At 33.5% G+C, this 26,838-nt stretch carries 30 protein-coding genes; 12 read left to right on the forward strand and 18 right to left on the reverse strand.

Annotation, left to right across the window (positions count from 1 at the left end; translation table 11 throughout):
- Positions 1-31: 31 nt before the first annotated feature.
- The 3 genes from rny (at position 32) to EG348_RS15350 (ending at position 3,261) form a co-directional block, all read left to right on the forward strand.
- Positions 32-1,600: a ribonuclease Y gene (rny, locus tag EG348_RS15340; protein ID WP_123983869.1), complete on the forward strand. Its 1,569-nt coding sequence runs from the start codon at positions 32-34 to the stop codon at positions 1,598-1,600.
- A gap of 73 nt (positions 1,601-1,673) precedes the next feature.
- A complete protein-coding gene (locus EG348_RS15345; RefSeq protein ID WP_072411556.1) occupies positions 1,674-2,915 on the forward strand; it encodes an MFS transporter in 1,242 nt (413 codons plus the stop codon).
- A gap of 160 nt (positions 2,916-3,075) precedes the next feature.
- Positions 3,076-3,261: a hypothetical protein gene (locus EG348_RS15350; RefSeq protein WP_066759412.1), complete on the forward strand. Its 186-nt coding sequence runs from the start codon at positions 3,076-3,078 to the stop codon at positions 3,259-3,261.
- 91 nt (positions 3,262-3,352) lie between these two features.
- On the opposite strand, the gene EG348_RS15355 is transcribed toward EG348_RS15350, so the two are convergent.
- The 4 genes from EG348_RS15355 to EG348_RS15370 all read right to left on the reverse strand — a co-directional run bounded on the left by EG348_RS15355 (position 3,353) and on the right by EG348_RS15370 (position 6,614).
- Positions 3,353-4,288 carry a YeiH family protein gene (locus EG348_RS15355; protein WP_228414756.1) on the reverse strand — a complete coding sequence of 312 codons (936 nt, stop codon included), beginning with the start codon at positions 4,286-4,288 and terminating at the stop codon, positions 3,353-3,355.
- Between the two features lie 83 nt (positions 4,289-4,371).
- Complete coding sequence (locus tag EG348_RS15360) at positions 4,372-5,253, reverse strand: LysR family transcriptional regulator (RefSeq protein ID WP_123983871.1); 882 nt, start codon at positions 5,251-5,253, stop codon at positions 4,372-4,374.
- A 9-nt stretch (positions 5,254-5,262) separates the two neighbouring features.
- Positions 5,263-6,135 carry a sugar phosphate isomerase/epimerase family protein gene (locus tag EG348_RS15365; RefSeq protein ID WP_123983872.1) on the reverse strand — a complete coding sequence of 291 codons (873 nt, stop codon included), beginning with the start codon at positions 6,133-6,135 and terminating at the stop codon, positions 5,263-5,265.
- Between the two features lie 11 nt (positions 6,136-6,146).
- On the reverse strand, positions 6,147-6,614 hold the full coding sequence (locus tag EG348_RS15370) for an acyl-CoA thioesterase (RefSeq protein ID WP_123983873.1): 468 nt from the start codon (positions 6,612-6,614) through the stop codon (positions 6,147-6,149).
- Between the two features lie 119 nt (positions 6,615-6,733).
- Between EG348_RS15370 and EG348_RS15375 the strand changes: the two genes are divergently transcribed.
- A complete protein-coding gene (locus EG348_RS15375) occupies positions 6,734-7,087 on the forward strand; it encodes an arsenate reductase family protein (protein ID WP_123983874.1) in 354 nt (117 codons plus the stop codon).
- A 45-nt stretch (positions 7,088-7,132) separates the two neighbouring features.
- Complete coding sequence (locus tag EG348_RS15380) at positions 7,133-7,474, forward strand: hypothetical protein (RefSeq protein ID WP_123983875.1); 342 nt, start codon at positions 7,133-7,135, stop codon at positions 7,472-7,474.
- 169 nt (positions 7,475-7,643) lie between these two features.
- On the opposite strand, the gene gcvT is transcribed toward EG348_RS15380, so the two are convergent.
- The 5 genes from gcvT to EG348_RS15405 all read right to left on the reverse strand — a co-directional run bounded on the left by gcvT (position 7,644) and on the right by EG348_RS15405 (position 11,113).
- Positions 7,644-8,720, reverse strand: a complete 1,077-nt coding sequence (gene gcvT, locus EG348_RS15385; protein WP_123983876.1) for a glycine cleavage system aminomethyltransferase GcvT — start codon at positions 8,718-8,720, stop codon at positions 7,644-7,646.
- An 8-nt stretch (positions 8,721-8,728) separates the two neighbouring features.
- Positions 8,729-9,202: a hypothetical protein gene (locus EG348_RS15390; protein ID WP_123983877.1), complete on the reverse strand. Its 474-nt coding sequence runs from the start codon at positions 9,200-9,202 to the stop codon at positions 8,729-8,731.
- A complete protein-coding gene (gene idi / locus EG348_RS15395) occupies positions 9,199-9,711 on the reverse strand; it encodes an isopentenyl-diphosphate Delta-isomerase (protein ID WP_123983878.1) in 513 nt (170 codons plus the stop codon). The genes EG348_RS15390 and idi overlap by 4 nt, the downstream gene beginning before the upstream one ends.
- A 75-nt stretch (positions 9,712-9,786) precedes the next feature.
- Positions 9,787-10,389: a Pr6Pr family membrane protein gene (locus EG348_RS15400; protein ID WP_123983879.1), complete on the reverse strand. Its 603-nt coding sequence runs from the start codon at positions 10,387-10,389 to the stop codon at positions 9,787-9,789.
- Positions 10,390-10,471: 82 nt separating this feature from the next.
- Complete coding sequence (locus EG348_RS15405; protein ID WP_123983880.1) at positions 10,472-11,113, reverse strand: hypothetical protein; 642 nt, start codon at positions 11,111-11,113, stop codon at positions 10,472-10,474.
- A gap of 264 nt (positions 11,114-11,377) precedes the next feature.
- On the opposite strand from EG348_RS15405, the gene EG348_RS15410 reads away from it, so the two are divergent.
- Together EG348_RS15410 and EG348_RS15415 are read left to right on the forward strand one after the other, a co-directional pair.
- Entirely contained in the window at positions 11,378-11,779 is a 402-nt protein-coding gene (locus tag EG348_RS15410) for a phosphoheptose isomerase (RefSeq protein ID WP_066750468.1), read from the forward strand.
- A gap of 103 nt (positions 11,780-11,882) precedes the next feature.
- Entirely contained in the window at positions 11,883-12,842 is a 960-nt protein-coding gene (locus EG348_RS15415) for a D-2-hydroxyacid dehydrogenase (RefSeq protein ID WP_123983881.1), read from the forward strand.
- A 52-nt stretch (positions 12,843-12,894) separates the two neighbouring features.
- On the opposite strand, the gene mscL (EG348_RS15420) is transcribed toward EG348_RS15415, so the two are convergent.
- A complete protein-coding gene (gene mscL / locus EG348_RS15420) occupies positions 12,895-13,275 on the reverse strand; it encodes a large conductance mechanosensitive channel protein MscL (RefSeq protein WP_123983882.1) in 381 nt (126 codons plus the stop codon).
- Positions 13,276-13,382: 107 nt separating this feature from the next.
- The gene (gene mscL, locus EG348_RS15425) at positions 13,383-13,763 is read right to left on the reverse strand and encodes a large conductance mechanosensitive channel protein MscL (protein ID WP_123983883.1); all 381 of its coding nucleotides are present in this window, start codon (positions 13,761-13,763) and stop codon (positions 13,383-13,385) included.
- Positions 13,764-13,981: 218 nt separating this feature from the next.
- Here mscL (EG348_RS15425) and EG348_RS15430 point away from each other — a divergent pair, with 218 nt between their 5' ends.
- Positions 13,982-15,496: an NAD(P)H-hydrate dehydratase gene (locus EG348_RS15430; RefSeq protein WP_123983884.1), complete on the forward strand. Its 1,515-nt coding sequence runs from the start codon at positions 13,982-13,984 to the stop codon at positions 15,494-15,496.
- 61 nt (positions 15,497-15,557) lie between these two features.
- On the opposite strand, the gene lgt is transcribed toward EG348_RS15430, so the two are convergent.
- Together lgt and yidD are read right to left on the reverse strand one after the other, a co-directional pair.
- Positions 15,558-16,346, reverse strand: a complete 789-nt coding sequence (lgt, locus tag EG348_RS15435; RefSeq protein ID WP_262696722.1) for a prolipoprotein diacylglyceryl transferase — start codon at positions 16,344-16,346, stop codon at positions 15,558-15,560.
- 511 nt (positions 16,347-16,857) lie between these two features.
- A complete protein-coding gene (gene yidD, locus EG348_RS15440) occupies positions 16,858-17,100 on the reverse strand; it encodes a membrane protein insertion efficiency factor YidD (RefSeq protein ID WP_066750451.1) in 243 nt (80 codons plus the stop codon).
- Positions 17,101-17,295: 195 nt separating this feature from the next.
- On the opposite strand from yidD, the gene EG348_RS15445 reads away from it, so the two are divergent.
- Entirely contained in the window at positions 17,296-18,573 is a 1,278-nt protein-coding gene (locus EG348_RS15445) for a replication-associated recombination protein A (RefSeq protein WP_123983885.1), read from the forward strand.
- Positions 18,574-18,619: 46 nt separating this feature from the next.
- Here EG348_RS15445 and EG348_RS15450 read toward each other — a convergent pair whose 3' ends face one another.
- The 5 genes from EG348_RS15450 to EG348_RS15470 form a co-directional block, all read right to left on the reverse strand.
- The gene (locus EG348_RS15450; protein WP_123983886.1) at positions 18,620-19,057 is read right to left on the reverse strand and encodes a hypothetical protein; all 438 of its coding nucleotides are present in this window, start codon (positions 19,055-19,057) and stop codon (positions 18,620-18,622) included.
- Positions 19,058-19,164: 107 nt separating this feature from the next.
- The gene (locus EG348_RS15455; RefSeq protein WP_123983887.1) at positions 19,165-21,396 is read right to left on the reverse strand and encodes a DUF2339 domain-containing protein; all 2,232 of its coding nucleotides are present in this window, start codon (positions 21,394-21,396) and stop codon (positions 19,165-19,167) included.
- A 111-nt stretch (positions 21,397-21,507) separates the two neighbouring features.
- Positions 21,508-22,245: a hypothetical protein gene (locus EG348_RS15460; RefSeq protein WP_123983888.1), complete on the reverse strand. Its 738-nt coding sequence runs from the start codon at positions 22,243-22,245 to the stop codon at positions 21,508-21,510.
- Positions 22,246-22,558: 313 nt separating this feature from the next.
- Positions 22,559-23,407 (reverse strand): prephenate dehydratase, encoded by an 849-nt coding sequence (gene pheA / locus EG348_RS15465; protein WP_123985095.1) that lies wholly within the window; start codon positions 23,405-23,407, stop codon positions 22,559-22,561.
- Positions 23,408-23,503: 96 nt separating this feature from the next.
- The gene (locus EG348_RS15470) at positions 23,504-23,914 is read right to left on the reverse strand and encodes an acyl-CoA thioesterase (protein ID WP_066750433.1); all 411 of its coding nucleotides are present in this window, start codon (positions 23,912-23,914) and stop codon (positions 23,504-23,506) included.
- Positions 23,915-24,049: 135 nt separating this feature from the next.
- On the opposite strand from EG348_RS15470, the gene dnaA reads away from it, so the two are divergent.
- The 3 genes from dnaA to EG348_RS15485 all read left to right on the forward strand — a co-directional run bounded on the left by dnaA (position 24,050) and on the right by EG348_RS15485 (position 26,817).
- Entirely contained in the window at positions 24,050-25,504 is a 1,455-nt protein-coding gene (gene dnaA, locus EG348_RS15475) for a chromosomal replication initiator protein DnaA (RefSeq protein WP_072411595.1), read from the forward strand.
- Between the two features lie 116 nt (positions 25,505-25,620).
- The gene (locus EG348_RS15480) at positions 25,621-26,079 is read left to right on the forward strand and encodes a low molecular weight protein-tyrosine-phosphatase (RefSeq protein ID WP_123983889.1); all 459 of its coding nucleotides are present in this window, start codon (positions 25,621-25,623) and stop codon (positions 26,077-26,079) included.
- 39 nt (positions 26,080-26,118) lie between these two features.
- On the forward strand, positions 26,119-26,817 hold the full coding sequence (locus EG348_RS15485) for an SAM-dependent methyltransferase (RefSeq protein ID WP_123983890.1): 699 nt from the start codon (positions 26,119-26,121) through the stop codon (positions 26,815-26,817).
- The last annotated feature ends 21 nt before the right edge of the window (positions 26,818-26,838 follow it).

Raw genomic sequence — 26,838 nt, forward strand, 5'->3', positions numbered from 1 at the left:
AATATTAACATAGACAATTAAAACTCAATATATGACAACAGCCATTATAGTCGGCGTTATTTGTTTAGTAGTTGGTGCAGTGCTGGGAATGCTTTTCTCTAAAAGCTCACTGAATACTAAAGCAAAATTTATTATAGATGATGCACAGAAAAATGCCGAAAACCTTATAGAAAAAGCTAACGTACAAGCCGAATCGATAAAAAAAGAAAAGAACCTTCAGGCTAAAGAAAAATTCCTTGAATTAAAATCTCAGCATGACGCAGATATCCAATCGAGAGAGAAGAAAATGCAGGAGGGTGAAAAAAGGATCAAAGACAAAGAAAATAAGCTTAATGACGAGCTTAGCAAAGCAGGGAAGCTTGAAAAAGACTTGGACAGACAGATCGCTGATTATGCCAAGAAAACCGAAATTCTAGATAAAAAACAACAAGAATTAGACGTAGTTACTTCTAAAAAAGTTGAAATTCTTGAAAAAATATCCAACTACACAGCAGAAGAAGCTAAAGCTGAATTGGTAGAATCAATGAAAGCTGAAGCTAAAACAAGAGCTCAGGCTCACGTTCAGAGCATCATGGAAGAAGCTCAGTTGAATGCTAAAGGTGAAGCGAGAAAAATCGTTATACAAACGATCCAAAGAATCGGAACTGAACAGGCTATCGAAAATTCAGTATCAGTTTTCAATATTGAATCTGATGAAGTAAAAGGTAGAATTATCGGTAGAGAAGGTAGAAATATTCGTGCTTTAGAAGCGATAACAGGCGTTGAAATCATCGTTGATGATACGCCGGAAGCTATTCTTCTTTCATGTTTCGATCCTGTAAGAAGAGAGATTGCAAGATTATCACTTCACAGATTGGTAACAGACGGTAGAATTCACCCTGCAAGGATTGAAGAAGTTGTTGAAAAAACAAGAAAACAAATCGAAGAGGAAATTATTGAAGTTGGTAAGAGAACCATCATTGATTTAGGAATCCACGGTTTACACCCGGAATTGATCAAGATTGTTGGTAGAATGAAATACCGTTCTTCTTACGGACAAAACTTATTACAGCACTCTAGAGAGGTAGCAAATATCGCTGCAACAATGGCTGCTGAACTAGGATTAAATGTAAAATTAGCAAAAAGAGCTGGTCTATTACATGATATCGGTAAAGTTCCGGAGCAGGAGTCTGAACTTCCTCACGCTTTATTAGGGATGCAGTGGGCTGAAAAATACGGTGAAAATGCAGAAGTTATCAATGCAATTGGAGCTCACCACGACGAGGTAGAAATGACATCTTTATTATCTCCAATCATTCAGGTTGCAGATGCTATTTCAGGAGCAAGACCGGGAGCAAGAAGACAGGTTCTTGAATCTTACATCCAAAGATTGAAAGATCTTGAAGCTGCAGCGTTAAGTTTTGAAGGAGTTTCAAGTGCTTATGCGATCCAGGCGGGTAGAGAGTTGAGAGTAATGGTAGAAAGCGGAAGAGTAAATGACGAAATCGCTTCTCAGTTATCTTACGACATTTCTGAAAAAATCCAGAACGAATTAACCTATCCTGGACAGGTAAAAGTAACAGTAATCAGAGAAACGAGAGCTGTGAATATTGCAAGATAATAATCGATCAAAGATATTTTATAAAAACCTTTCAAGAAATTGAAAGGTTTTTTATTTTTATCAAAATTTAAAAATGCAAGAACTGTCATTATCTTCAAAACTGAAGTACATTTTTTCTATTCCCGTAATCATTGCTGCTCTTGGCTATTTTGTGGATATTTATGATCTGCTTTTATTTGGGATCGTTAGAATTCCGAGTTTAAAGGCTTTAGGCTTAAATCCTGATGTAGACGGGACTTTCATCCTCAATTGTCAAATGATTGGATTGTTAATCGGAGGTATTTTCTGGGGTGTTTTCGGAGATAAAAAAGGACGATTATCTGTATTGTTCGGATCGATCTTGGTATATTCTTTAGCGAATATTGCCTGTGGATTTTTACCACATTTTCCAAAAGAGCATTTGGTGTATTCTTATGCCGGATTAAGATTCATCGCAGGAATTGGGCTTGCCGGCGAACTTGGAGCGGGAATTACACTGGTTTCTGAAAGCTTACCAAAGAGTTTAAGAGCGATCGGAACTTCAGTCGTGGCCGGTTTTGGATTAATGGGAGCTGTGGTAGCTCAATTAACCGTAGAATTAGCCGGAGGTTGGAATATTTCTTACATCATCGGTGGAGTTCTCGGAATTATGCTTTTATTTTTAAGAATAAGTGTTTCAGAATCGGGTATTTATAAAAATATTGAGATGAAATCTGTTTCCAAGGGAAATTTTCTCTCTTTCTTCACTAATAAAGATCGGTTCATAAGATATATAAAATGTATCGCTGTCGGGTTGCCAACTTGGTATTGCATCGGGATTCTAGCTGTGTTAGCGAACCAATTTGCCCCTGAATTCGGAATTAAAGATCTCAACCCGGGAAAAGCGATAATGTGGGCGTATGTAGGTATTTCCGTTGGAGATTTAGCGAGTGGATTTATTTCTCACGCATTAAAATCTCGTAAAATGGCTATTTTCTACATGCTGATGTTCACTTTGCTCGGCGTTGCAATTATGCTCTTCGGAAATACGGATACCGAAACAAAATATTACCTTTTCTGCGTCTGGCTTGGTTTAGGAACCGGATATTGGGCGATGTTTGTGACATTAGCGGCAGAACAGTTCGGAACGAATATCAGAAATACGGCGACAACTACGGTTCCGAATATGGTAAGAGGGTTGGTTCCGGTCATGATTTTGGCTTTTGATCTTTTTAAAAATAATTTTTCAGTGATCGTTAGTGCTGCGATTGTCGGTGTCATTGTTTTTGCTTTGGCACTGTATTCTGCATTGACGATTTCCGAGACGCACGACAAAGATTTGGATTTTACAGAATAAGGTGTTTAAATAATATTTCTCTATTTTTATCGTTATTTAAATAGTAATTCAATTGATATCAATGGATTATTAAATAAAAAATAAATTATGTTGCAAATAATATATTTTTGTTTAACTTTGAGATGATTAAACTATATTGTTAACTTCAAAACCAAATCACATGTCAAACAACATTTTAAAAAACGCCAAGAAATTAAGAAAAGATGATCTTAAAAACATCATCGGAGGAATCGGTAAAATAGGAACTCCGGATTTATCGCTTTGCGGATGTAGCTGCACAGGAGCAGTGACAGGACCTAAATATTGCTCACAATATATCGGTTGTCCGCAGGTAATTACTTGCTAAGCAATTTTTAGAATTATTTCAACAAGAAATAAACATTTCCACATTTAATACGCAAGAGCCTTCTGGAATTTTCCAAAAGGCTTTTGTATTTTTAATGGATGATATACAATAAACTACCCACACTTATGGTGATCCAGAGCATGATAGCAACCGCCAAAGGCTTTATCCCAATTGTTTTTAATGTTTGAAGGGATAGGGTAGAACCAATGAAGAACAGCGTAAGATTCAACCCGGATTTTGCTAAAACAGTTATTACAGAACCAAAACTTTCAAAAAAAGGAAAATAGGTATTCAGTAAAATCGCAAGAATAAAGTAGCCGATGAAATAAGGGATTTTAATTTTCGATTCTTTATTTTTAAAAATAAACATCGTCATAATTGATACCGGAATAATCCATAAAGCACGAGCCAACTTTACCGTTGTGGCCATTTTTAAAGCCTCATTTCCATATTTACTTGCTGCTCCTACAACAGAACTCGTATCATGAATTCCAACGGCGCACCACAGCCCGAATTGCTCTTGTGAGAGATTCAGAAAATGTCCGATCGGAGGATACACAAAAAGTGCGACAGAATTTAATGTAAAAATAATGGCAAGAGCCAACGAAATTTGCTTCGTACTAGGTTTGATGATTGGAGAGGTTGCAGCAATAGCGCTTCCGCCACAGATCGCGGTTCCGACAGAAATTAAATAAGATAATGATTTATCCAGCTTAAAGATTTTTCCTAAAAAATATCCTAAAATCATGACGGTTGCAATACTGATGACTGTTAAAACCAATCCTGTTTTTCCGGCTTGTAAGGCTTCATTTAATTTTAATCCGAAACCTAATCCTACAATGGAGATCTGCAATAACAGATGAATATATTGATGCAAATTTTTTTCAAACGGATTGCCTATAAAAACAGCTAAAATAATTCCTAAAGCCAAAGCGATCGGAGATGAAACAAATGGGATCAGACAAAGTATTGCCAATCCAACGAAAATTATTCTCTGCGAAGTTTCATTTTGAATGAAATTCTTCATATTGTAAAGTCTTGAAATCATGCTTCAAAATTCCACAATATATTATTACGATGTAAATCGTATTTTGTTATTAATGATAACTTTTAGTTATAACTAATGAATTTTAAAAACAGTTGAATCAATTCAGATTGTTCACCTTTTGGAAGTATAAAATGGAAGTTCCTTTCGATACTGAAATTTTTAATATCAATGATAGTTAAGATGTTGTTTTTCAATTCGTTTAAGATAGTGCTGATGGATAAGAAAGCAAGACAGTCCGAGTGTAAAAGGTAATTTTTAATACTTTCGCTGCTTCCCAATTGAATGACGGTTTTCAAATCATCAATATTAATTCCTTTTTCTTTTAAACGATTTTGAATAAATTCCTGTGTTCCGGAGCCTTGTTCACGAAAAATTAAATCTAAATTATATAAATCTTTCAGACTTAAGGTTTTGTTGGCTAAAGGATGATTGGTTTTGGCAACAAGTACAATTTCATCGGCTTTAAAAGGTCTATATTCAAAATAAGAAGACTGAGATTCTCCTTCAATGATGCCTAGATCGATCTTACCATTTTTCAAAAGCGCGGAAATACTTTCTGTGTTATGAGTAATCAGTTCGATCTTGATGTCTTTATAATAAGAATTAAATTTCGCCAGAATTTCAGGTAAAATATATTGAGCAATCGTTGTACTTGCCCCAATAATGAGTTTTCCTTTGTGCTGCTGATTGATTTGATTAATCTCAAACTCCAGATCACGATAAATATTTCTGATCTTTTCTGCATATTCGTATAAAATTTTTCCGCTTTGAGTTATTTGGATGGAAGTTCCTTTTCTGTCAAAAAGTTTGGTATTGAGTTGATTTTCAATTTCTTTAATATGTTTGGTTACGGCAGGCTGAGAAATATTCAGCTCTTCCGAAGCTCTTGTAAAGCTCAGTCTGGAAGCAACGGTATGGAAAACTTTTAATCTGTAATCAAACATATCGGGAATTTATTTAAAGAAAAAATTGTGATTATGGATATAATCTCTGCTCATTTTAATGCTTTCAAAAATATCTTTATCACTCGAATCCTGCTCAACAAACCAGTGTTTTAAGCCTGCTTTTTCTCGGGCTTCAAAAATTCTTTTAAAATCAATAATTCCGTTTCCTATTTCAGCAAAATCTTTTGTATCCTTTTTCATGTCTTTCACGTGCCACAAAGGAAAACGGTTGGGATATTTTTCAAAATACAATAAAGGATCAAGCCCAGCTTTCGAGATCCAGTAAAGATCGAGTTCCATTTTCACAAGATCGGATGAAGTTTGATTTAAAATAAAATCATACACACTTTGATTTTCATCGAATTTTTCAAACTCAAAATCATGGTTGTGATACGCAAACTTAATTCCGCTTTTTTTAGTTGTTTCTCCACATTTTTCAAATAATTCGGGCAACTTTTTATAGTTTTCGATGGTTCTTTCTTCATCAAAAAGATAAGAACAGACTATGTATTTTGAGCCGATGAACTGTAAATCTTCAACCGATTTTTCCCAATTGTGTAATAATGTTCCTTTTTCATGATGAAGAATTCCTGTTGTATGATGCGAACTGATAACTTTTAGTCCAGTATTTTTTAGAATAGACTGAAATTCGGCTCTGCTTTTTCCAAAAAAAGTTCCGTTGTAACCATAAATTTCCAAGTCTTGAAAGCCTAAAGCTGCAAGTTTTTCCAAAGCCTTTTCCAGATCATCTGAAATTGCATCACGAATGGTGTAAAGTTGTATTGCCAATGGTTTTTTATTCGTTTTAACAAGAGGAATTCCGCAGGAAAATAATCCTAAAAGTCCAAATGAAGAAAGTTGTATGAAATCTTTTCTAAGCATTTTCTAGCAAACTATAAAAAAGGTTTCATTTCATCTTCGATCTGCGTTCTGAGATCCATCAGGCGTTTTGCATATTGTTCCTGCTGTTTTTCGTGTTCAGTTTCAGGAACCCATTTTGGGACAGGAAGTTTTTTCCCGTTCTCATCTACCGCCACAAAAACAATGATACAGTGTGTTTTCTTATCGAAAGTAGGCTGTTTTAAGTTTCTTGAGAAAACATTGATCGAAATATGCATACTTGAAGAACCTGTGTAAATTACTTGTGCTTCCACCTTTACAATTTCCCCGATTTTGATAGGTTCATAGAAACGTATTCCGCCAACATACACTGTTACGGAATAATTTCCGCTCCATGTGGTTGCGCAAGCGTATCCGGCTTGGTCGATCCACTTCATTACACTTCCTCCGTGAACATTCCCTCCATAATTAACATCTGAAGGCTCAGAAATAAACTGAAAAGTGATTGGCTTGTTATCCATTATTATAAAATTTTAATAAAGGTATTTAATAATTCTTAAAATGGCAGATTAAATCATACTTTTGGAGGTTGGAACTTTCGTAAGAGTTTCATTTAACAAAAAATAACTTAAAAAAATAAATGAAAAAAGTATTTTATCTTAATACATGTGACACTTGTAGAAAAATATTAGCACAGTTTAGTCTTAAAGATTGGGAACTTCGTGAGATCAAAAAAGAGCCTATAACGATTGAAGAATTAGAAGCGATGCATAAAATTGCAGGATCTTACGAAGAATTATTCAGTAAAAAATCTACTCAGATCAAATTGAGAGAGCTAGATCTGAAAACGTTGGGAGAGGAAGATTTTAAGGAGCTTTTGCTTGATCATTATACGTTCCTTAGACGTCCTGTATTCCTTACTGATAAAGAGATCTTTATCGGAAATGATAAAAAAAATATTGGAGAATTGAGAGATCATTTTCACTCAAACTAATATCATTACATCATCATTTGCTGTTCTGATTAGATAAGAATTTCAATGAAGTATTTGGTTTCCATATTGATTTTTATTTCGTTTAGCCTGAGTGGGCAAACGGTTTATAAAATACCTTCAGGGGCAAAATATCATCTGTCTACCTGTAAAATGGTTAATAATTTTTCTTCACATCTTGATGTGGCTCAGGCAGTGAAAATGGGTTTGGAACCTTGCAAAAAATGTCATCCGCCAAGACCATCTGTGTATGGAATTGTTTCTAAACCTAAAAAAGTAAACGGAACCAATAAAGGAAATCGTTGTCTCGGAACCACAAAAAGGGGAACGAGATGCAAATATGATACTCAAATAGGAAACGATTATTGTTTTCAGCATGCACCTAAATAATGTCAGTCTCTCAGACTGACAGCAATTTTCTTGTGAAAAAGATTAATTTTTTAATTAAGAGTTTAAATAAACATCTTAATCTTAAAATTTGCAATGTATTTTATAGAAAATAAAAAACAAAAAAACCGCAGAGCTTTCTGCGGTTTTTATTATTAAGCATATCTTTTAATTATACAAAAGGAGTTTTCACCACTTTTGCAGGGATGTTTTTATTTCTTACCTGAATAAAGATCTCTGAACCTAGTTTGAAGTGAGGCTTGTCAACATAAGCCAATCCTAAACCGATCTTCTTCATTGGAGACTGAGTTCCGGAAGTTACTTTCCCGATCACGTTTCCTTCAGCATCTACAACAGGATAGTCGTGTCTTGGAACACCTTTATCCTGAAGTTCAAAACCTACTAATTTTCTTGTAATACCTTCTTCTTTTTGTTTTGCGAAAAAATCTTTAGACACGAAATCTTTATCAAATTTTGTGATCCATCCTAATCCTGCTTCAATTGGAGAAGTAGTATCATCGATATCCATTCCGTAAAGACAGAATCCTTTTTCAAGTCTCAAAGTATCTCTGGCAGCCAATCCACAAGGAATAATTCCTTCAGATTCTCCGGCTTTAATGATCTCGTCCCACAATTTTTCAGCGCTTTCATTTTGGAAATAAATCTCAAAACCACCGCTTCCCGTATAACCTGTGTTAGAAATAATGACATCATTTACACCTGCTACAGATCCAACTGTGAAGTTGTAGTAAGGAATCTCAGAAAGGTTTGTATCTGTCAGTTTTTGAAGAATTTCAGTAGCTTTCGGCCCCTGAATTGCCAATAACGACATATCATCAGAAGCATTCGTCAATACAGCATCAAAATTGTTGTATTTTACGATGTGATTCCAGTCTTTTTCAATGTTTGAAGCATTTACAACCACGAAATACTTTTCATCTTCCATTTTGTAAACGATAAGATCATCTACAATTCCTCCATTTTCGTTTGGAAGACAAGTATATTGAGCTTTTCCGTTCTCTAAAGCATCTACGTTGTTGGTTGTAACCAATTGCAGAAGATCTTTAGCTCCGGGACCTTCAACGAAAAATTGTCCCATGTGAGATACGTCGAATAATCCTGCTTTTTCTCTTACCGCAAAATGCTCTTCTGTAACTCCGGAATATTGTACAGGCATTTCAAAACCTGCGAAAGGTACTATTTTCGCTCCCAGAGAAGCGTGTTTGTCGTACAAGGCTGTTTTCTTCATATTTATTTCTATTTCTTTATTTTAAAACTGTTAAAAGTATCATTAAAAAGGGTCATGTAATTTCCGTTCCAGTATTTCTGACCACAGTTGATGGAAACAATATACAGATCTTTATCTTTTTGAAAAACTTTGGTGATCCAGAATAATTTTTCTTTTTCATCCAAATATTCGTAAAAATATTCAGTATATCCTTTCTTACCGTTCTTACTTTTTATTTTGCTTTCATCATCACTCGATTTGTAAAGAGCAAGAATGAATTTTTTTGTTCCTGCTTTTGGAAGGTTGAGATCATGATATTCTGAGATCGTGATCGCGCCAATTTCGTTGGTCGGGAAAATGTTGACGATATCGCCTTCATTCATTGCTTTCCAGCCGTCAGGAAGATTGATGGAGTAATTTGGAGCGTCATAAATCTTCTGCTTTTGAGCAAACGAAAAAAATCCCAACAGTAATGTTATGATTAATATTGATTTTTTGATCATTTTAAATTGTCTTTATATTCTTCAAGAATGATTTTAAACCATTCTGTGAAATTTTCAGGATTTTCGGCTATTTCTTTGTTGAGATCTTCCAATGAAATGTATCTCACTTCTTCAACTTCGCTTTTATTTAAATTAAAATCAGATTCGTAGTTTCCTACAAAAACGTGGTCAAGCTCATGTTCCCAAAGTCCACCGCCAACATCTGCTTTATAAATAAAATTAAATTTTTCTGAAAGTTCGGTGTCTATCCCCAATTCTTCTTTTACCCTGCGTTTTGCGCCTTCCAAATAACTTTCGCCATTTCTGGGATGTGAGCAGACTGCGTTGGTCCATTGGTTGGGAGAGTGGTATTTTTCTGATGCTCTTTTCTGTAAAAGCATCTCACCTTTAGAATTAAATAAAAAAACGGAAAATGCGCGGTGTAGCAAGCCATTAATGTGAGCCTGCTGCTTTTCCATTAAGCCTAAAACTTCATCCGCCGGATTTACCAAAACTACGAATTCTTCCATTCCTACAAATGTAAGTTTAATAAATGTATTTTGGAAATTTTTGGTGAAACATCATATTAATCTGCAAGTGGACAATTATTTTTTCAAAGCTTTTCCGATCCTGATATATAAAAATGATATAATGAAAAATAAGATCGTAACAAACAAAGAATTAATTAAAACCTTTTTTAAACCTAAAGCAGTAACATCCACAAAAGGATAAGGATAAAATCCTGAAAAATTCCCTCTGATTAACATAATGATAAGATAAACGATCGGAAATATAGCCCATTTTAAAATTTGACTGTATTTTACATTGGTTTTATTTTCAAATAAATACCAGAAAATTATCGTGAGAACAGGCATTACGCTGTGTAGTAATTCATCAACGATTCTTTGTAGACCTGTCGGCTGCCAAGTTCCTCTCAGTATGATTTGATAAGTGGCTCCCACAATAGTAATATAGACCGTAATTGCTGTTAAATATCCTAAACTTTTTTCCTCAACTTCCTGCTTTTTGAAAACTGTACTTGTGAAGTAAATGGTGACAACTAAATTAACCAGTATCGTAAAATAAGTGAAAAATCTAAAGTTGGCTTCCAGAATAGAACTTGTCCTATTTTCTATGTGTAAATAATATTGAGCAATTAAAGAAAACCAGCCAATCAGTGCAAAAATTAGGGCGATATTTTTTTTCATAGTTTGTAATTAGTTGATATTAATATAAAACAAAAAAGCCATTTTACAGGGCTGTAAAATGACTTTATGTTTTGATATGCTGTTATTTAACGTCTTTCCAGATATTTCTGTTGACTGTTTCTATGATATTTCCTTTGATGACATATTTGTCCGGACCTTTGATGTTGGTACTTTGTCCGTGATTGTATATCAAAAGATCATAATTAACAGTTATTGTATCACCATTTTGTTCAAAAGTAAGATATTCATAATCTGAAAAATTTGAAGCTGTATTAGGACTTTGGTAAAAATCCTGACTGATTAACTGTTCCGCTGCTTTATTATTTGAAAACCATTTTTTCACCAGATCTTTTTGTGCTTGTGATCCTTGTTTTCCTAAACCTAGGGCAGTGGTAAGTTCACAATTTTCTCCACTACAATTTGAACCTCCCAATCCGCTGTATAATGCTGCGATTGCTTTTAAAGGCTCAGAGAGTTTATCGATGTCAGCTTTATTAATATCGCCGGGAGTCTGTTTTGATTTTTTAATTAGTGTAAATTTTTCGTTCATTTCTTTCACCGGAATATTTTCAGGTGATGTAGATTGAGAAGAAAGGCTGTCAGTTTTAGTAATTACAGACAGGCTGTCTGTGTTTTTATTTACAGATTGTGATGTTTTGTTTGATTTATCACATGAAAAAATGATTAGTGATAATACTCCGAGGGTTAAGATATTAAATTTCATAATTTATTTTTTGTGGTATGATCAATAAAGATACCAAATCTGCGTGTAATGTTTGATGGGAAAAGCTTATAAATAATATTCAGTCAATTTTAAAACTTAATATATTGTAAGACGGAATATTTTTAATCACAATTGTAAAAACGATAGGGTAAATGTTTATTTTATTCGGGAAATAATAATTTAAATAGTGTAATTTTAATTTAAACTAAGTTTAGTAACTCTGTTAGATGTAAAAATCGTAACTTTGCAACTCAAATTTTCACGATGGAATTAGAATACAAAGAGCATTTAAGTCCAATTCTAAAGGACGGGGTAAAGAACTATTTAATAGACATCGACGGGACGATTACGGACGATGTACCAAATGAAGAGCCGGAGAGAATGGTTACTTGTGAGCCTTATCCTGACGCTTTAGAAACAGTTAATAAATGGTATGATGAAGGTCACCAGATCTGTTTTTTCACTTCAAGAACAGAAAATTTAAAGCAAATTACTATTGATTGGTTGGATAAGCATGGATTTAAATATCACAGTGTTTTATGCGGAAAACCAAGAGGTGGAAACTATCACTGGATAGATAACCATTTGGTAAGAGCAACAAGATATAAAGGAAAATTCACCGATCTTGTAGAAAAACAAGTTACAATTGAAGTTTTTAAAGATTAAAATTATAATTAGAGGATTTAAAGATTAAACGATTAAAGTGGGTGAGACTGCATGATCTTTTAATTTTTAAATCTTTTAGTTTTTAAATAGATAAAGAATATTTATGAAAGTTTTAGCAAACGATGGGTTGGATCAATCTGGGATTGATGCATTGACTGAGAAAGGTTTTGAAGTAATCACGGCAAAAGTTCCTCAGGAGGTTTTGGTAGATTATATCAACGAGCACAAAATTCGTACTTTATTGGTGCGTAGTGCAACACAGGTAAGAAAAGATATTATTGATAATTGTCCGTCGCTTGGAATCATCGGTAGAGGTGGAGTAGGAATGGATAATATTGATGTAGATTATGCAAGAGAAAAAGGAATTCACGTGATCAATACACCTTCTGCTTCTTCAGAATCGGTTGCTGAATTGGTTTTTGCTCACTTATTTTCAGGATCAAGATTTTTGCAGGATTCTAACAGAAAAATGCCTTTAGTAGGTGATACAGAATTTGCAGGTCTTAAGAAAGCTTACGCTGCAGGTATCGAATTAAGAGGAAAAACTATCGGAATTGTTGGGATGGGAAGAATTGGACAAGAGGTTGCAAGGATCGCTCTAGGTCTTGGAATGAGAGTGGTTGCTGCCGACAACAATGTTGGAAAAGCAAGCATCAAAGTGAAATTCTACAACAATCAGTTTATTAATGTAGATATTGAAACAGAACCTTTGCAGGAAGTTTTAAAGCATTCAGACTTCATCACGCTTCACGTTCCGGCTCAGAAAGACGGTTATATGATCGGTAAAAATGAATTTGAAATCATGAAGGACGGAGTTGCTATTGTAAACTGCTCAAGAGGTGGTGTGATCGACGAGTCTGCTTTAATCGAAGCTTTGGATTCAGGAAAAGTAAGGTTTGCTGGTCTTGATGTTTTCATCAACGAGCCAACACCTTCTAAAGAGATTCTAAATCATTCTAAAATTTCTTTGACGCCTCATACAGGTGCATCTACTTTAGAAGCTCAGGACAGAATTGGTCTTTCTTTGGCAGAACAAATTTCAAGTATTTTACAGATTCAGTAATCTGAATATTATAAAGAATAATAAAAACACCTCCAATTGAGGTGTTTTTGTTTTATATACTGTTTTTACTTTTAAGCAGATCTCTGATTTCCGTTAATAATTTTTGGTCGTCAGTTGGTCCCGCAGGAGCAGGTTCTTGTTTTTTAGTTATTTTATTGGCACCTTTAATGATCCAGAAAAGTACCATTGCAATACATAAAAAGCTGATAACTGATGATAAGAAGTTCCCGTACGTAACCCCATTCCATGATAATTTTGTAATATCATCGGCACCCGCCGCTTTAAGAGCAGGAGTTAATAATAGAGGCGTAATGACATCTGCAACTAATGACGAAATAATCTTCCCAAAGGCACCACCAATTATTACCCCGACTGCCAGATCAATAACATTACCCTTAAAGGCAAATTCTTTAAATTCTTTTAAAAATCCCATAATCTTTTTACATTGTGTTACGGGCAAATATAATGAAAATTTGTTTTGGTAGGGATTCATTTTTTTAGATAAACAAAAACCACTTCAATTCTGAAGTGGTCTGTCTTTTATATGTTGTTTTTACTTTTAAGCAAATCTCGGATTTCCATTAATAATTTTTGGTCTGCCGTAGGTCCGGCAGGAGCCACTTCGTCTTTTTTAATAATCCTATTGGCACCTTTAATGATCCAGAAAAGAACCATTGCAATACATAAAAAACTAATTACAGCAGAAAGGAAATTACCATAAGTAACCCCGTTCCAGGAAAGTTTTGAAATGTTTTCTGCACCTGCAGCTTTAAGAGCAGGATTTAATAATAAAGGAGTAATAACATCTTCCACTAAAGATGAAACTATTTTCCCAAATGCCCCACCAATGATAACACCGACAGCCAGATCGAGTACATTTCCTTTAAAAGCAAATGATTTAAATTCTTTAATAAATCCCATAATTTATATTTTTAAGTATTATTATAAACAAAAATAGGAATTTATGTTATAAAAATTTTTATGATTTATAGTTTTTTATTCAAAAATACAAGTGAATTAATTTTTTATGCGGTTTAATTTCATATTGAATTTATTTGTTGTTTAATTTTAAAAAATACTCTGAAATTCTTTGTAAATTGCTGTTAACAGTAATTTGTATAATAAAAACTATAGCAATTATGAAAATTTTTACAGCAGAGCAGATACGTGCATGCGATGAATTTACAATCTCTGATGAACCTGTTTCGTCAATTCAATTAATGGAAAGAGCTGCACAAAGCTGTGTCGACTGGATCTATGAAAACTGTAAAAACCATAGAAATTTCACCATATTTTGTGGCAGTGGAAATAATGGAGGTGATGGTTTTGCTATCGCTAAAATGCTTTATTTAAAAGGTTTTGATGTTGATGTTTTTGTTGATCCCAAGGCGAAATATTCAAGTGATGCTAATGTAAATTTTAAAGAATTAAAAGAAGTTTCAGGAATACTTATTAAAAGTTTTAAAGATGCCGAGCAATATCGTTTTGATAGTAGAACGGTAATCATTGATGCTTTTTTCGGGACAGGATTATCAAAGGAATTGGAGGGAGATTATAAACAACTTGTCAATAATCTGAACTCTAAAAATAATGTCCGAATTTCAATTGATATTCCTTCAGGATTATTTTCAGACGTTATTTCTGATGAAAATTCTACCATTTTTAAAGCAGATTATACCTTAAGCTTTCAGTTTTGGAAGAAAAGCTTTCTGCATCCTGAAACGGGAAAATATACAGGAAAAGTAGTTATTTTAGATATAAATTTAAGTGAAGAATATATTTCAAATACAACGACACCGGATTTTGTTATTGATGATAAAATTGTAGAAAGTATCTTCAAACCCAGAAATGAGTTTTCTCATAAAGGAACTTATGGAAAAGTGACGATCGTTGCTGGAAGTTATGGTAAAGTCGGTGCCGCCGTTTTGGCTACAAAATCGGCTTTGAAAACAGGCACAGGTTTAACTTTTACGTTGGCTCCGAAATGCGGATATGAGGTTCTCCAGACATCTTGTCCGGAAGCCATGTTTATAGAAGGCGGCGACAATTATATTGATCAATTTGATGTTGATGAAACTTCAACCTGTGGAATTGGTCCCGGTTTGGGAACAGATTCAGAGACAGAAAAATCTTTATTAAAGTTTTTAAAACAATATTCAAAACCTCTATTATTAGATGCTGATGCTTTAAATATTATCTCTAAAGATCAAAAAAACTTACAATTAATTCCAAAAAAATCAATCATAACTCCACATCCAAAAGAGTTTGAAAGGTTATTCGGAGCAACAAAAAATTCTTTCGAAAGATTAGAATTGGCTCGTAAAAAATCTAGTGAGCTTCAGATTTATATTGTTTTAAAAGATCATCACACACAGATCATTACTCCGGAAGGAAATGTTTTTTATAATATCACAGGCAATTCAGGTTTGGCAAAAGGAGGGAGTGGAGATATTCTTACGGGGATCATAACTTCATTTCTTGCTCAAGGATATTCTGAAGCAAACGCTGCTATTTTCGGTGTATGGTTTCATGGAAAAGCTGCTGAATTTGCTGCCGAAAAATATTCTAAAGAGTCGATGCTTCCAACGGATATTATTAATGAATTCGGAAATGTTTTTGAAGAACTCAATAATAATGTTGCCATAAAATTATAACAAAATTAAAAAGGCAAATTCGCGTGATGCAAATTTGCCTTTTTAAATATGATAACTAAGCTTATTCCGGTTTCCCGTTTTCTGCTTCAGTGATTTTGAATTTCTTAGAATAGATCATAATCACAAATCCTGCGACCATAAATGGAATTGAAAGGATTTGTCCTGTATTTAATCCTCCAAATTGAATGAATTCTTCTCCTTGAGGCTCTTTTAAGAATTCTACAAAGAATCTGATGGCCCAAAGAATGATGAAAAACAGTCCGAATAACCATCCTTGTTGATATTTTTTATTAGTTCTTCTATATAAGATCCATAATAAAACGAATAAACAAACATAGCCGATCGCTTCAAACAATTGTGTAGGATAACGTGGAATTGTTACGCCGTACTCACTGCTTTGCTGAGGGAAAAATATAGCGAATGGTGAACTGGGATCAACAGGTTTTCCTATAATTTCAGAATTGAAAAAGTTACCCATTCTTACAAAAGCACCTCCTAAAGCAACTACAATTCCTATTCTGTCATATACCCAGAACGGATTTTTCTTGATGATTTTGAAAGAATAGTAAAGGGTTGTAAAGATCAAAGCGATGGTCGCTCCGTGGCTTGCCAATCCTGAAAATCCCGTGAATTTTAATCCGTTTTTAGTACTGATTGGTAAAAATACACTCCAGAAATCTTCTTTGAATAATTCCGGCTGATAAAAAATAACGTGTCCCAACCTTGCTCCTAAAATAGTTCCGATCAACGTCCAGGTGAAAAGTGGTTCCAGATATTTTATGTTTACATTATCGATCTTGAAAATTTTAGCCATTAAAACATAGCCTAATCCAAAAGCGAGAATAAACATTAAGCTATAAAAATGTAGCGTAATTGGTCCTAATTGAATTCCTTTGGAAGGATCCCAAATTTTAAATGGTGTTTCCAATTCTACCTTATCGGAAGCTGTAATTGGCTTGTTAGCTTTTACAGCATATTTAAATGTTGTGATATTGTCCTGTGTAACTCCGGTTTCAATTAATTTAAAATGCTTGTCAAAAAACTGATATTGATTATCTTTAAATCTTGCTAAAGTTTGTGCACTAAAGTTGTAATATGAAGGTTCAAAATTTGATTCATTCAAAATTACCAAAACATTGTTGTTTATTTTTTGGTCGGAAAATCCGCTTAGATCTCCGGCTTCTGTAGTTGCATAAATTTTTACAGGTATTTCAGTTGAATTTACTTTTAAAGTTCCGTCTGATAAACTGCGCTGATTATCCTGTGCAAAAAAGCACTGCGTAATAAAGGCAAATAATACAAGGTAAATTCTGAAAAAAATATTACTCATTTCTATTTTTTTAATAGTTTGTTCGTTGATTTTATTTTTTAGGTGGAACGGGATCATATCCGCTTCCTCCCCAGGGATGACATTTTGAAATTCTTTTCAAACCCAACCAAAAGCCTTTAAAAATACCGTGAACCTGCAACGATTTCACCATGTAATGTGAACATGTAGGCTCGTAACGACAGTTTTTTGGAAGTAAAGGCGAGATAAACCATTGGTAAAATTTTATTAAAACTACCAAAGGAAATGTGATGATTTTATTGAATGTAAGTTTCAAAGCAATGCAAAAATAGGGTAAAAAAATTAAAATTAGTTTAAATTTGTTATAAGTTTCGGGGCGTAAATAGTTGTTTCATCGGATAAATTCCGGCGTTTGTCGATTTTGTATATTTACACATTCAAAATTGAAATATTTGTAGACGCTTTGTCATCTTTATATTAAAAATTTTCACTTTAAATCAAATCAAAAATCTTGAATCAAAATATTCCATTAGCTGAAAAATTAAGACCTAAAACTTTAGATGAAGTTCTCGGGCAGGAACATCTTACGGGAGAAAAAGGAACGATAAGAAAAATGATAGAGAATAATGCTTTGAATTCTCTTATTTTCTGGGGACCTCCCGGAACCGGAAAGACGACTTTGGCTGAAATTATTTCTGAAAAATCAGGAAGAACATTTTATAAACTTTCCGCAGTTTCTTCAGGAGTAAAAGATGTTCGGGATATTATTGATGAAGCAAAAAATCAGAATTTGTTTTCCGGAAAGTCACCGATCTTGTTTATTGATGAAATTCACCGTTTTAATAAATCTCAGCAGGATTCTCTTCTTCATGCGGTTGAAAAAGGCTGGATCGTTTTAATTGGGGCAACTACCGAAAATCCGAGTTTTGAAGTGGTTTCCGCTTTGCTTTCGAGAAGTCAGGTTTATGTTTTGAAGGCGTTGAGCTATGAAAAGCTGGAAGAACTTGTTGATATTTCTTCAGAAAAATTTAATCAAGATGAAAATACTGATTTTAAGATTTTAGAAAAAGAAGCTTTGATCCAATATTCAGGTGGTGATGCCAGAAAACTGATTAATTCTGTGGAACTCGTATTAAATCAATATAAAAATACTGATACCAAAGAAATTATCAACTCAGATGTGCTTGAAGTTCTGCAGGAAACGATGGCGCTCTATGATAAAAATGGTGAGCAGCATTATGATATTATCTCAGCTTTCATAAAATCGATACGTGGAAGTGACCCGAATGGTGCTGTCTATTGGCTTGCGAGAATGATTTCGGGAGGTGAGGATATTAAATTTATTGCCAGAAGAATGTTGATTTTGGCTGCAGAAGATATTGGTTTAGCCAACCCAACCGCTTTGATGATCGCTAATAATTGTTTTCAAGCAATAAATGTCATTGGAAATCCGGAAGCAAGGATTATTTTGAGTGAAACAGCAATTTATCTGGCAGTTTCCCCGAAAAGTAATTCTGCATACATGGCTATTAATGATGCTTTGGCATTGGTGAAGCAAACTGGAAATCTGCCAGTACCATTACATCTCAGAAATGCACCGACAAAGCTGATGAAAGACATGGATTATGGCAAAGAATATAAATATGCCCATTCTTATGAAGGAAATTTTGTGGATCAGGATTTTCTGCCACAGGAAATCAGAAGTTTAAAACTGTATGAGCCCGGAAATAATGCGACCGAAAAGAAGATCTATGATGAGCTCAAGAAAAAATGGAATGATAAATACTAAAAAAAGGATACTCACTGAGTATCCTTTTATATTTTGAATAATAAAATTATTTCACTTTAGTTGTAAAAGTTAAGAATTTTTTACCGTTCTCTTCTTTGATCTGTTTGTTGTTAAGGATTTCTGCGTAAACCTTAGTTTCAGGATTTTTGAACTCATAACCATCGATGAAAACCGGTGTGTCTTTTGGAAGACTGTCCATTTCATTGATTTGAGCAACGGTAAGTTGGTCTAAACCTTCGTAACCTTTGATAAACTTATATTCTACAAGCCCGTTATCTGCAAGATCAGCATATTTTTTTAGGTTTTGAGGTAATGCAGCCTTTGTTCTGGGAATACCTTTGCCTTGAAGCATGTTGCCTTTAGTTGCGAACATTTCTACAGATCCTACAACGTCATTCGCAATGGCAAATTTTGTAGATGTATTTTTCTGAGCAAATAAACTTGCTGAAGCAAATAATAATAAAGAGTAGAGTAATTTTTTCATAGTCTATGGAATAAGTAACTGTTAAAAACTTGATAAATATAAGTATTTTTTATAAAATGTGAATGAATTTTTAGTTTAAATTAAAAATTAACCATCAATAAGGCCTTTTATTGCAATTCCGGATTGTCATTTTCAATCGTTTCATCTTTTTTATCAACAAGATTTTTAATGATATTTTTTAATCGCTGAAACATAAAAGAACTCAATAATAAAATGATACCCAAAATAATAAATGCAACGATTCTTGAAATATTATCCATTTGCCATACGTCATAAGCATATAATTTTAAGATCATTAATCCAAGAAGTGCAAAACCAACCTTATTGAGTTCTGAAATATTTTTCTTTAAACCCATATAAATAAAAATGCTAGCAAGAACAGCCCAAATGATGGGTAAATATAAAATGCTGAAATGTTTTTCAAATTTCCAGACTGTCAATATGTCAGTTGTATTGGCCAAAATATATAAATGATACAATTCACAGCTGATCACTGTAACTAGTGTGATGGAAGCAAACCAGTATGCAATTTCTCTTTTGAAGAAATCCGACTTGGGTAATATTTTCCAAAGTGTATAAATGAATGGAATCCAGTAGAGTAGGTGTATTGCATAAAAATTAATGTCCATTTTCTTTACCAAAATAGAAGTCACAATTCCTGATGCCGAAAATGAAACATTCAACATTAATAAAAACAAAAAGATATAGATTAATCCGTTTTCAAGATGTTTATTGATGTCTAATTTTCTACGGAATAATAAAATAAGGAATAGATAATATATACTGAATAACAGGCTTATACTGAAAATAAACGACCAGGGTTTTTCTGAAATATGATAAATGATTTCCAATAGTAAGGCAACATAAATCACCCCAAAACTTAAAATTTTAAAGGTATATTCGAAAAAACGGTTGTCTAGTTTTTGAGTTTCCGGGAGTTTTTTCAGTAAAATCAAGTTTGCAAGAGTGGTAATTACGGTAACAGAACTTGTTAAAAATACAGGATTAAAGACAATATTGAGGTTTTTTGCCGTGTAATATTCTGCCCAAGTCACCATTTGAGTGATGATTACGAGAGGAAACAAAACATAAAAACAAAGTTTGAAAATATTAAGATTAGTTTTCTTCCAGATAAACAGAAGCAACGTTGCTTCAATGGCCCAAACTGTTGTGATCAAATGGGTCTTAAATTGTAACGCAAATGCAATGGTAACAAGGCTTACCGTAATTCCTGTAAAAACAGAATAACTAATTCCGAAGACCTTTTTATTGTATTCTTTAAATAATAATAAGCTGTTAACTAAAGCAAATATAATAGGAAATATAATAACCGGCTCATATTCTAATTCATTAAAAATATACACGATACCAAGAATACTTGAGAAATTGATCAACACTAGCATTAAAATATCATAAGTAGAAAGTAAATTCTTCTTGATATAACTCTGCAGGGCAAATGCGTAGAAAATTATGTAAGCGATAATATAAAAATAGATGCTTAGAATTTCAGGTTTCTCAACAGTCCAGTAAAAAAGGTAAATATTGGTAAAAATAAAGGCGATCCAACCTACACTTTTCCATTGTTTGAGATATGCAATGATGAGCATTCCAATGTTTAAAACCATGATATAAGTGAAAAGAAAAGGGTAATTGCTTTGTCCGGTACTGATCATTAACGGCGCTAAAAACCCACCAAATAAAGAGAAGATAATTAATGTTTCACTCTTATAATAATAGGATAGAAGTATGGAAATCAATGTGATAAAGCAGGTAATGATAAAAGCAAGATTTTGTGTAAATAAATGATATTCCCTAAAAGCAATGGTTGTTGTGAAATATAAAATTGCAATTCCGCCACCTGTGATAATTGATGAAAATACTGCGTAATTTTTTCTTAAAAAATGGGCAGTCAGCATAATTCCACCTCCGATTATAAAACCAATTCCGGCTCTTGAAGTTTCTCCAATCCAGTTTTTATCAATTGCATATTTTACAAAATACCCGATACCCAAAACCAGAGTAAAAATTCCAATGATCGTCAGAACGTTCTGCTTCAAAAAATCAAAAATTGGGGCTAACCAATCTTTTTGCGGAGGAATTTCTTCAGGAATGTAAGGGGTTTCTTGCACCGGTTTAGCTTCCTGAATATTTTCATTTAGAGTAAATTTTACTTCAGAAGATGTTTTTTCTTCCTTAGATTCAATTGATTTCTCACTTTTAGTTGTGTTTTTTCTTAACTCAGAAATTTCATCCTCAAGATGACTGATCTTTTTATTCAGCGTATAATATGCGAAAATTAAGGCAATAATTAATATGATGATCAGGGAAGAGTTTTCCATTTGGTGTTTTATTTATCAAATATAGAAAATTCGGAGAGGTTACAAAGAATTAATCCATCACACAAAACGTATAATGGATTAATTTTATAGAGTGAAAGTATAAGTGAAATTTTAGTTCGATACTTTATAAATAAAGAATGAGCCTACGCTAGTGTCTATTAATCCGGCATTAAGCAATGAAGATCCTGTAAGTCCGAAGGAAATCTTATCCCCAGATTGTAGCGTATAAAGAGAGTTTAGACTTGTTTCCGAGATCGTTAAGCTTAATACAATAAGATTCGCCCCACTGAAGGCTCTGCTGTCAATAATAGTTGCAACGCCGGCACGTGTTCTTAAAATTCCTATCCCCGGAGTGTTTGTTAAAACGGCAGCTTGAAGTCCTGTTCCGTATCGGAAAGTAAACCCAATTGCATACACTCCATTTGTAGGAACGGTATAAGTATGATCTGTATCGTTAAATAACGCTGCGGTTCCTAAAGTTCTTTCAGTCTGTAAAAAATCTACGACTCTAAATCCCGTTGGGAAAAGCCCTAGACTTAACAAAGTAATACCTGATGTTTTCTTAGCAGCATAAACACTAGTGTTAGAACTATTGACATTAATAGTATTAACAGCGGCATCAATAATCATCTGAGGATTCACTTGGGCAACCTGAAAGTCACCGCCAATATTTTGGTTTACTGCCAAGATCTGATATCCTGGGAGTGCCGGAGCAGCAGGTGTTGACCTGATTTTCATTGTTCCGTTGACGTCTAGCATTGCTAAAGGAGTTGGAGTTCCTATTCCGACTTGTGAAAAAGCATTAATAGCAATTAGGGATAAAATTGCACTACAAATTTTAGTTTTCATGTTAAAAAATTTAATTAGTTATGGTCAAATCAGTTAGTTTTCAACTTTTTTTATAGCAAAAATCATGCCCTCTTAATTAGGTATTTTTCAATATTAATTGATAATTAATAAAATATTTTTAATCATATGTTTAATATTTGTTTAAAAATTACATGTATTTTGCTTATAAATGTGGATGTGGAAAATGGAATATGCTTTTTAGGTTGAAAAAATTCAATTAATAAATCACTAAGTAGTTAATTATTTTAATTTAAAAAAATAATACTGTCATAAAATGTGACAGTATTACTTATAAATAAGAAAATTTGTGACTTTAGCTTTCCAGAAGAAACTCTTTATAGCTTCCCAGAAAATCTACATTGGCGTTAATTGATATTAATTCTTCCAAAGCATTTTCATGTAATATGGCATTCCACTGTCCTGCAACATTAATGAAGAAAAAATAATTTCCAAGACCTGTTTTTAATGTTCTCGATTCTATTTTGCTTAAATTCATTTTTCTCCATGCAAAAACAGATAATACCTGATGCAGCCCTCCCGCATGATCTTCCGGTAGTGTAATCAGTAACCCAGATTTTTCACCAATAACCTCAAGTTGATCATTATTGTAAATATTCTGTTCTTTTGATATAATAATAAATCGGGTATGGTTTTGTTCAAAATCCTGAATATTCCGATTAATAATTTTCAAACCATACAAATTGGCTGCAAATTGATTGGCAACTGCTGCTCTTTTAAGTTCAGGATGCTCAGAAATATATTTTGCAGCTGCAGCAGTGGAAGAAAAATCCTGTCTTTGCACCTCTTTATAATTCGTATCCAAAAAATGAAAACTCTGAGCCAAGGCTTGAGGATGAGAATAAATTTTCTCAATATCATTAGCGTTATTGTCCGGGTGAATCATCAGGTGGTGGGCAATGGGCATCACTGCCTCTGCTTCAATTTTTATCGAAGAAGTTTTATATAAATAATCCAGCGTCATAGAAACTGTACCCTCAATTGAATTTTCTAACGGAACAACTGCTTTGTCTACTTCCCCTCTCTCAACAGCATTAAAACAGTCTAAAATGTTAGCCTGTGGCAAAAGTTCTTCATTTGGAAATAATTGAGCAGTGGCAAGCTGTGTGAAACTTGCATGAGGACCCAAAAATGCAATCTTCATCATATTTTTTATATTAAATTCTATATTTTTTTTGAATCAAAGTTCAAATATGGCAATAAAAATTTGAACTCTGGTTATTTAACTAAACCCTAAACTTTAAGGCTTCCAGTTTTCTTCAATAAGTTTCATAAGAGCATCCGGACACTTTATAATTTTATTCATTTTTGCATCTAAAAAGAATAAAGTGGTAGATGCCTCGGTGATTTTAATATGCTCTGCATTGTAAATTTCGTAAAAAAATTCAATTTTCACCCCGGGAATTTTTTTTATGAACGTATGAATTTCTAATTCCTGGTCATACAAAGCAGGCTTCAAATACTTAATTTTATACTCCGAAACGGGGAGCCAAATTCCCTGGTTTTCAATCTCATCATATGACATTCCTATGCTTCGAAAAAGTTCAACTCTGCCAATTTCAAAGTATTCTGCATAGTTGCCGTAATAGACGTATTTCATAGGATCTGTTTCTCCGTAACGTACTCGTATTGTGTGTGTTGTGTGTATCATTTTTAATGCTTAATTATACATACAAATATATTTTTAAATAATCAATACCTCCAAAATTTTTTTATCAGATAAAAAATTCGACCTTTGTCTTCCTTCTAAAAAAAGTACTAACCAAGAATTAATCGGGGCATAAAAATGGATGACAATTTAATGATGATATGGCAGAGGTGCCTTCAGTTTATGCGTGACAATCTTAACGCAGCTGAAGATAGTTCTGACCTAAAAAAACTTGAGAAATCTTTCGACTTATTATTTGATAAGGTACAGCCAATTTCGTTGGTTGATAACAATCTTACATTGATGGTTCCGAGTGATTTTTACAAGGAATATATTGAGGATAATTACCTATCCTTACTTTCTGCTGCCCTGAAAAAAAATATAGGTAAAGGAGTAAAATTATGGTATTCTGTAATGGAAAATAAGCCAAATGGTTTAGAAAAGCCCGTTACAATGAACATGAAAGGGAAAAGCGTTCCTACTCCGAAAATGCAGGAAACAATGCCTCAGGGTTTTTCTTCGAATATTGTAAACCCTTTCGTGGTTCCTGGAATCAAGAAAATAAACATTGATTCTAACTTAAAATCTGATTTTTCTTTCGATAATTATGTTGAAGGAGAAAGCAACAAATTTGCTGCAACAGTAGCAAGATCTATCGCAAAAAGACCTGGTGCAACAGCTTTCAACCCTTTGTTTTTATACGGAGGTTATGGAGTGGGGAAGACTCACTTGGGACAGGCAGTTGGATTGGAAGTTAAAAGCCAGTTTCCTGATAAAGTAGTTCTTTATTTATCTTCTGAAAAATTCATCCAACAGTTTATTTCAGCGGCAAAAGCGCACAAACAGACGGAATTTGCAAACTTCTATCAAATGGTGGATGTTCTGATTATTGATGATATTCAGTTCCTTTCCGGAAAATCTGCTACACAGGACAGTTTCTTCCATATTTTCGACTATTTGCATCAAAATGGAAAACAGATTATCCTTACTTCTGATAAGGCTCCTGTTGATATTATGGATATTCAGGACAGAATTGTTTCCCGTTTCAAATGGGGACTTTCTGCAGAAATCAAATCTCCGGATTTACAGACGCGTAAGAAAATTATAGTTGATAAATTGAGCAGAGACGGGATTGTTCTTACAGAAGATATGTTGGATTTCCTTGCTGCTGAAGCTAAAACCAACGTAAGAGAGCTTATTGGAGTTATCAATTCTGTAATTGCTTATTCAACGATTTACAAATCTGAGTTAAGTCTTGAATTATTAAAAGATACAATCAATAAGATCGCTGCAAACCAGAAAAAAATCATCAATATTCCTTATATTCAGGATGTTGTATGTGATTATTTTGGAATTAAAAGAGAGCAGCTTTTATCTAAGACAAGAAAAAGAGAGATTGCACTTCCAAGACAATTGGCGATGTATTTTGCTAAAGAATTGACCAACGCTACATTCACTAAAATTGGTGAAGAAATGGGCGGAAAAGATCACTCTACCGTAATGTATGCCTGCGACACGATCAAGGATGTTTCTAAGATCGACAAGGAAGTTAAAAAGTACGTTAAGGATCTTGCGGAAAGAATCAAACATTAATATTTTTAATTAAAATAAAGAAAATGAAGAATAAAAATTATTCTTCATTTTTTATTTAGTTTTGTCAGAAGAAAATAGTGTACGCATTAAATTTTTCAATCTTTAAATTCAATAGCATGAAAATACTGATGGTCTGCTTGGGGAATATTTGCAGAAGTCCTTTAGCAGAGGGAATTATGAAATCTAAACTTCCTGAAAATTTCTTTGTAGATTCTGTAGGGACAATTTCAATGCACGAAGGGGAACATCCTGATAAAAGAGCTATAGAAACTGCGGCCAATCACGGTGTTGATATTTCAAAGCAAAGATCAAGACCCATTGCAAATTCAGATTTTGAAACTTTTGATAAGATCTATTGTATGGATACTCGGGTATATGAAGATGTGGTTTCAAAATCAAAAAATGAAGAACAGCGTCAGAAAATTTCATTATTTTTAGACAGTACAGAAAATAATCTTAAGAATTCTGAAGTTCCCGATCCGTATTGGGGCGGTATGAATGATTTTGAACATGTTTTTCAATTGATTGATAAAGGTTGCGATGCAATTCTCAATCAACTAAAAACAAACAATTAGCAACAAACTTATAATTAATAACTCATAATTCTAATAAAAATGCTTTTTTTACTACCGGCTTATTTATCTGAAAATACTTCAATTAATCACTTTTCGCCAGTCTTGAAGGATTACATCATGCAGACGGACTATTTCTTCGTTGAGAACGAGAAGACTGCAAGAAAAGTTGTCAAATTCTTTGCTCCTGAGAAAAAACAGGCTGATCTGAAACTATTTTTATTAGATAAATATACAGAAAGTAAAGACATCAAAGAAGCTCAGGAATTGATGCTGAAAGGTCAGGATTTTGGATTACTTTCTGAAGCCGGACTTCCATGTATTGCCGATCCCGGCAACCTGATTGTGAAATGGTGTCACGAAAAAAACATTCGTGTTATCCCAATTTCAGGGCCTTCATCGATTATTTTGGCTTTAATTTCAAGTGGTTTTAATGGGCAGGAATTTAGTTTTAATGGATATTTACCGATTGAAAAGGGCGAAAAGAAAAAGCAGATTTTACAGTTGGAAGGCTTAGTTCAGAGAACAGGATATTCACAAATCTTTATGGAAACTCCTTACCGAAATAATGCCCTTTTTGAGGATCTGACTAAGTTTCTTTCTCCCAATACTAAGCTTTGCATCGCAGCGAATATCAACGATACTGAACATGAATTTATCAAAACTAAAACCATTAAAGAATGGCAGAAACAAAAACCCGAACTGCATAAAATTCCGGCTGTTTTTGTTTTAGGTAAATAACTTTAACATGCGTTAACGTAA

The organism is Chryseobacterium sp. G0201 (genome assembly GCF_003815655.1).
GTDB lineage: Bacteria > Bacteroidota > Bacteroidia > Flavobacteriales > Weeksellaceae > Chryseobacterium.